At 57.7% G+C, this 5860-nt stretch carries 5 protein-coding genes and 6 tRNA genes; 7 read left to right on the top strand and 4 right to left on the bottom strand.

The features are described from left to right. Positions 1 to 522: 522 nt before the first annotated feature. On the bottom strand, positions 523 to 1281 hold the full coding sequence (locus ACYYKW_RS26320) for a hypothetical protein (RefSeq protein WP_172833250.1): 759 nt from the start codon (positions 1279 to 1281) through the stop codon (positions 523 to 525). A 380-nt stretch (positions 1282 to 1661) separates the two neighbouring features. Here ACYYKW_RS26320 and ACYYKW_RS26315 point away from each other — a divergent pair. From ACYYKW_RS26315 to ACYYKW_RS26290, 6 genes are all read left to right on the top strand, one after another. Continuing rightward, positions 1662 to 1737: transfer RNA gene (locus ACYYKW_RS26315), tRNA-Glu, on the top strand. A 2-nt stretch (positions 1738 to 1739) separates the two neighbouring features. Next, positions 1740 to 1815 (top strand) — tRNA-Gly (locus ACYYKW_RS26310). A gap of 104 nt (positions 1816 to 1919) precedes the next feature. Next, positions 1920 to 1995, top strand: a tRNA-Glu gene (locus tag ACYYKW_RS26305). A gap of 3 nt (positions 1996 to 1998) precedes the next feature. Beyond that, a tRNA-Gly gene (locus tag ACYYKW_RS26300) sits at positions 1999 to 2074 on the top strand. A gap of 57 nt (positions 2075 to 2131) precedes the next feature. Continuing rightward, positions 2132 to 2207 (top strand) — tRNA-Glu (locus ACYYKW_RS26295). A gap of 2 nt (positions 2208 to 2209) precedes the next feature. Then, positions 2210 to 2285, top strand: a tRNA-Gly gene (locus tag ACYYKW_RS26290). Between the two features lie 128 nt (positions 2286 to 2413). Here ACYYKW_RS26290 and ACYYKW_RS26285 read toward each other — a convergent pair. The 3 genes from ACYYKW_RS26285 to ACYYKW_RS26275 all read right to left on the bottom strand — a co-directional run bounded on the left by ACYYKW_RS26285 (position 2414) and on the right by ACYYKW_RS26275 (position 4538). Continuing rightward, the gene (locus tag ACYYKW_RS26285) at positions 2414 to 3052 is read right to left on the bottom strand and encodes a LysE family translocator (RefSeq protein ID WP_093099369.1); all 639 of its coding nucleotides are present in this window, start codon (positions 3050 to 3052) and stop codon (positions 2414 to 2416) included. A 1-nt stretch (position 3053) separates the two neighbouring features. After that, a complete protein-coding gene (locus ACYYKW_RS26280; protein ID WP_464991574.1) occupies positions 3054 to 3824 on the bottom strand; it encodes a 2OG-Fe(II) oxygenase in 771 nt (256 codons plus the stop codon). A gap of 87 nt (positions 3825 to 3911) precedes the next feature. Then, on the bottom strand, positions 3912 to 4538 hold the full coding sequence (locus ACYYKW_RS26275; protein WP_336356334.1) for an alanyl-tRNA editing protein: 627 nt from the start codon (positions 4536 to 4538) through the stop codon (positions 3912 to 3914). Positions 4539 to 4628: 90 nt separating this feature from the next. Between ACYYKW_RS26275 and ACYYKW_RS26270 the strand changes: the two genes are divergently transcribed. Continuing rightward, entirely contained in the window at positions 4629 to 5627 is a 999-nt protein-coding gene (locus ACYYKW_RS26270; protein ID WP_464991573.1) for a LysR family transcriptional regulator, read from the top strand. Positions 5628 to 5860: the final 233 nt, after the last annotated feature.

Here is a 5860-nt window from a genome sequence, read left to right as displayed (position 1 = left end):
TCCGCTGTGTCTGGCTGCGCCAGACGGTCGCTGCGCTCCCACGCCCGGATCAATCCCTCCACTCAGCCTTCCGATGTCGCTGGTTAGGCAAGATCAAGAGCACTCGAGCTGGCGCTCATTGTTGAGTGGTTAGAAGCGGGTGGTTGGCTTTGGATTTGTGGTGTGGCTGCCCCTCACCCCAGCCCTCTCCCCCAGGAGAGGGAGCTGATCTGTGTTGGCTTTGAAATCGTGTACGACTCGGTATTTCAGGTTGGCGCAGCTCTCGCGTCCACCCCGGTCAGTCCCCTCTCCCTCCGGGAGAGGGCTAGGGTGAGGGGCTTTTGATTCTTTAGATTGATTTCCAGCATTAAGGCAAGATCAAAAGCACTCGAGCTACCGCTCATCGTAGGAGTGGTGAGCAGCGACGCGTTGCGTGAGCCTGCTCGCGAAAGCGGTCTCCTCTTCAGCGAAATTTTGTCAGGCTCTCTGCCGCGATCGCATAAAAAAGCCACCTCTCGGTGGCTTCTCTTCAAATCTCTGCACTCAGTCGTAAATGACTTTCTTCTTCCAGTCCGCATCCGCCTCGACGTCTTTGAGGCCGGCGGTCAGTTGGTTTTCTTCGCCTTCGACCGGTGCGATCTTGTCCATCACCTGGGCGTTGGCGCGGGCCAGCAGTTTTTCCAGGTATTGCAGTTGTTCGGCGTAGATCTGCGGGTCTTGTTGTTTGCGCAGGTATTGCACGCCGCGTTCGAAGGCGAGGCGGGCCTGGCCGGGCTGGTTTTGTTGCAGGGATTGCTGGCCGAGGTTGTTGAAGAATTCGATGTGCAGCAGGACGAGGATATGGCGCACTTCGCGAACCCAGTGTTTGGCTTCGTTCGGTGGCAGGAAGCCGTCGTGGGCGGCGCGGGTGATCTGGCCGTGGAGGGCTTCGAGGAGGAAGCGTACGTCTTTGGCCTTGGCTTCGGTGATGATCGGCGCTGGTGGGTTGTTGACCGGGATCGATTCGCCTTGGGCCACCAGGGCGCTCAGCTCGGTGATGCGCGCTTTGGTGGTGGCGCTGGTTTTTTCCAGGTTCAGCAGGCGCTGGCAGACGTTCAGTTCCAGGCGGGTCAGCAGCAGCTTGAGTGCCGGGCTCATGAACTGGCCGGGGAAGGTCTCGGTCAGTTCGCCGCAGCGGCGCAGGCGGTCGTTGAGTTCGACCTTGGTGCGGGCCTTCTCCAGTTTGTTGTTTTCCACCACATGGTTCATGTAGCCAATGGCGATCAGAATTGCGATCCCGGCTATGACAAGCAGGGTGATCATGAGTGGTGTCACCGGTAAGACCTCTTTATAGGGTTCGCATGCGAGTGTAGTGGCTGGGCATAGGGCCGCCTAGCGCCACTCGACGATTCGGTTCGGCAGTTCAATCTGTATCGGCCGCACACTGTTTATATGAATGCTGGCGTTTGATGTACAGATTGCCATCACTGTGTGGACTATAACGTCTTGCCGGGTGGCAGAATATAGGCGTCAAACATCGGACGACGGAAAAGCCCGCCTGCTGCCCTAAAGCGGGGCGAAGTCATTGATTTAAATAAATTTATATCTGGGGGTTGACGACCCCTCAATCCATCCATAGAATGCGCGCCACTTGCAGCGTAAAGCACACAGCGAAGCGCGGCAGGGAGTGAATGTTGTAGTGTGTCCCCTTCGTCTAGTGGCCTAGGACACCGCCCTTTCACGGCGGTAACAGGGGTTCGAGTCCCCTAGGGGACGCCAATGCGGGAATAGCTCAGTTGGTAGAGCACGACCTTGCCAAGGTCGGGGTCGCGAGTTCGAGTCTCGTTTCCCGCTCCAGTTTTAAACGGCAGTGCTTTCGGGCGGTGCTGAGTGAAACCAGAGCCAAGTCTTTTGACGCGGATCTGGACACCGAAACACACACCATGTGTTCCGGGTAGCGTGTCCCCTTCGTCTAGTGGCCTAGGACACCGCCCTTTCACGGCGGTAACAGGGGTTCGAGTCCCCTAGGGGACGCCATTTGCGGGAATAGCTCAGTTGGTAGAGCACGACCTTGCCAAGGTCGGGGTCGCGAGTTCGAGTCTCGTTTCCCGCTCCAAATTCTAGAAACGCCGCTCAGTGAGCGGCGTTTTTATTAGTGAAAGTTGTAGCCTGTGTCCCCTTCGTCTAGTGGCCTAGGACACCGCCCTTTCACGGCGGTAACAGGGGTTCGAGTCCCCTAGGGGACGCCATTGCGGGAATAGCTCAGTTGGTAGAGCACGACCTTGCCAAGGTCGGGGTCGCGAGTTCGAGTCTCGTTTCCCGCTCCATATTCACAAAAACGCCGATCACTGATGATCGGCGTTTTTGTTTGCGCAGCATTCGTACTAGCCGTCGATGTAAATCCTGAAAAAGGCCCGCTGAAGCGATTTCGGCGGGCCTTTTTGCGTGTATCCCTTTACCAGGACAACATTAATCGACCGGCGAACAGAATCAGTACCACGCCCATGGTGCGTTCGAACCAGTGCCCCATGCGCATGAACAGCAATCTGATCCGGTTGCTCGAGAAGAAAAGCGCAACCAGCACGAACCACGATGCATTGACAAAGCACATCCACAATCCATAGAGCGCCTGGATTTGCAGCGGCGTGCTGGCACTGATGATGGTGGTGAAGATCGCCAGAAAAAACAGCGTGGCTTTCGGATTGGTGGCGTTGGTCAGAAAACCGGTGCTAAAGGCTTTGAACAAGGTCTGTTCGACCATTGGTTCGTCGCTGGATTTTTCACCCTCGACGGCCGATTTCGGTTTGCTGCGCAGCAAGCTGACGCCGAGATACAGAATGTAGGCACCGCCGATCACTTTGGCGACGGTCAGCAACCACGGCGTGGTGTGCATCAAGGCGCCGACACCGAGCAGGGTATAAAGCACATGCACGGAAATCCCCGCGCCGATGCCCAGCGCCGTGCAGATACCGACCAGCCGGCCGAAGCGCACACTTTGGCGAATGGTCACGGCGAAGTCCGGGCCGGGCGCTACCACGGCCAGGAAGTGGATGGTCGCCAGCGCGAGAAACTCGCCCAGATAATTCGAATACATTTCAGCTCCAGTAAGTCAGGGGTGATGCATTGCCGCGATAGCCGACAAAGAACGACAGGCTCAAGCGCGGATCAGCCACGCCCGGGGTCACCGAGTGCATGCGTCGCGAGTTGAACATGATGAAATCGCCCGGTTGCGGCCGGACCTCGAGCGCAGGAGGGCCAAGCAGGGCGGGGTCGATGCCGTAACTGTCGCCACGCATCTCGTCGAATTGGTCAGGGGTGATGTGGTCGTCCCACATCTGCAACGCACCGCCTTCGGTCGGCATGTTCAGGTAGACGTTGCAGGCAAACTGGGCTTCCAGACTGCGTGCCTGAAAACTGTCCGGAGCGTCCTTGGCGAAGATGTCGTGATGGGCAAGAAAGCACACGCCCGGCTTCACCACGCGCGACAAGCCGACGTACATTTTGCGCCCGTAGAGGTTTTCCAGATGCGCACCGGCCGGCCAGGATTCGTCGAGCATGCAGCGCAAGGTATCGATCGGTGAGGAGTAGGGCGCGCAACGATTGCGCAATTCAGCGATATTACTGGCCGCGCGCTCGAAGTAATCCTCGATCAGCAGCGGTTGATTTTCTGCCTCGTAAAACGCCATGCCGATGCGGCCAATGCTCGGTGCGTTGATATAGCCCTCGAACCCCGGAGCAAGGATCTTGTTGCCAATCTCGACTGCCAGCGGTTCGGCCAGAAAGTTTTTGATGCGGATGGCGAGGACTTCTTCGTTGGCCAGTTTTTTTATGCACGTCTCATCGAGACGCTCGACGTCTAGCATCATGTCTTAGGTCCATCTATCGATAGTCAACGGAACCGGCGAAAACGGTCCCCCGGCGTCGAACGCTGCGTGCGGCAGCGTTCGAAATGCTCAATCCACGTTGTAGTGGACGGACAACGTGCCTTTCTTCTGCGAAAGGGACGTGATCGTGACTGTGCCCAGTTCCTTCAGGCTGCGTACATGGGTGCCGCCGCAGCCATAAGCGGGCAGGTCACCGAAACTGATTTCCCGCGCACCTTCGCGCAGTGAGGTCAGACGTGGCAGATCGTCGGCGATCCATTGATCGAGCGCTTGTTGCACGGCCGCTACGTCAATTTCCTGCGCGGCGTCGCCGGGTTTGAACTGCACACGACCTTCATCCGGCCAATGATGAGCCTTGATTGGTATCCAGCCCTGCGCCTGAATGAAATGCCCGATGAGGTGACCGGCCGAATGCATGCGCGTGTTGAAGCGGCGGCGCTGTTCGTCGATGTGGATCACTGTCATACCCAGCGGTACCGGGCGGTCGACAAAGTGGATGATCCGCTCCGGATCCTGTACTACACGCGATACCTGGCTTTCGCCAATCCAGCCGGTATCGCTGGGCTGGCCGCCGCCCTGTGGATGAAACAGGGTTGCGCGCAGCACGACAGCAAATTCGTTTTCCTGGGGCGTGCAGTCGAGGACTTCCACATTGGCCTTGAGGTCATCACTATGGAAAAAGAGGCGAAGCGTCATATTCCATGCCCTTATTAAAGTTTCTTTTTTTATTATATGAATCGGGTAATGGCGTGATAATCCGTTCAAACATCAAAGGACTTGTGCGCTGTGAGCATAAATTTGCCGCTACCGTTACTCGGAGAAATGGCGATTTTCGTCAGGGTCGTGGAGACGGGCAGCTTCTCTGAAGCCGCTCGGCAACTGGGTACGTCACCCTCAGCAGTGAGCCGCAGCATTTCCCGCCTGGAAAAGGCACTGGCGACGCGCTTGTTGCAGCGCACCACGCGCAAGCTGCGCTTGAGTGACGGTGGCGAAGAGGTCTTCAAGCGCTGTCAGGAAATGGTCAGCGCCGCCCGCTCAGTGATGGAAATCAGCGGCCAGTTCACTCATGAGGCCGAAGGGCTGGTGCGCGTGAGTGTGCCGAAAGCCGTAGGGCGTTTCGTGATTCATCCGCACATGCCGGAGTTTTTGCGGCGTTATCCCAAGGTCGATGTCGAGTTACTGCTGGAGGATCGCCAGGTGGATCTGATTGATGACCACGTCGATCTGGCGATTCGCATCACCGATCGGCCGCCGGCGGGGCTGGTCGGGCGTCAGTTGCTGACCATCGATCATTTGCTCTGTGCCACGCCGCAGTATCTGGCCGAACACGGCACGCCGACGCATCCACATGATTTGCTCAATCACAGTTGTATTTATCTGGGCGAAACTCCGAGCGATGCCCGCTGGAAGTTCAAGAAAGGCAGCAAAGCGGTGACGGTTGGCGTGCGTGGGCGCTATGCCGCCAACCATACGGGTGTGCGGTTGGGGGCGGTGTTGCAGCACATTGGCATTGGCAGTCTGCCTTACTTCACGGCGCGTTATGCGTTGGAGCAGGGGCTGGTGGTTCAGGTGTTGCCGCAGTGGACGTTTTTGGCTTCGTATCACGGTGGGTTGTGGTTGTTGCATTCGCCGACGCGGTATCTGCCGCCCAAGCTGCGGGTGTTTATCGATTATCTGGTGGAGTGTCTGCAGAAGGAGCCGACCTTGGGGCGACCGGGCCGGTCGGGGGTTGGGGGGAATGTGGCGATGGCTTATGAGTTGCCGGAGGGGGAGGGGTTGCTTTGAGCTCTTGGGTTTTGGGGTTTTGGGGTTTTGGGTGAATATCCGTTGCTTCGGATGTTGCGGCTGGCGGTTTCGCCTGACGGCGACTTACTTTTTTACAAGCGCCTAAAAAAGTAAGCAAAAAACGCTAGCTCCTGCGTACGGCCCTCGCAAGCTCGGGTCCCTTCGCTCCGGGATCGATCCGGGCGCAGCGGCTACGGTTTGCTTCGCTGCACCTACTTCCGCTGTGTCTGGCT

The organism is Pseudomonas sp. 15C, assembly GCF_055484735.1.
The sequence above is the reverse complement of the archived record's forward strand: the minus strand, read 5'-3'. Positions and strand labels throughout refer to the sequence as shown.

What these genes read in the sequence shown, in the direction of transcription:
- ACYYKW_RS26275 (WP_336356334.1), bottom strand. Translation starts at nt 4,538, where the DNA reads ATGACGCTTCGCCTCTTTTTCCATAGTGATGACCTCAAGGCCAATGTG.
- ACYYKW_RS26320 (WP_172833250.1), bottom strand. Translation starts at nt 1,281, where the DNA reads ATGATCACCCTGCTTGTCATAGCCGGGATCGCAATTCTGATCGCCATT.
- ACYYKW_RS26285 (WP_093099369.1), bottom strand. Translation starts at nt 3,052, where the DNA reads ATGTATTCGAATTATCTGGGCGAGTTTCTCGCGCTGGCGACCATCCAC.
- ACYYKW_RS26280 (WP_464991574.1), bottom strand. Translation starts at nt 3,824, where the DNA reads ATGATGCTAGACGTCGAGCGTCTCGATGAGACGTGCATAAAAAAACTG.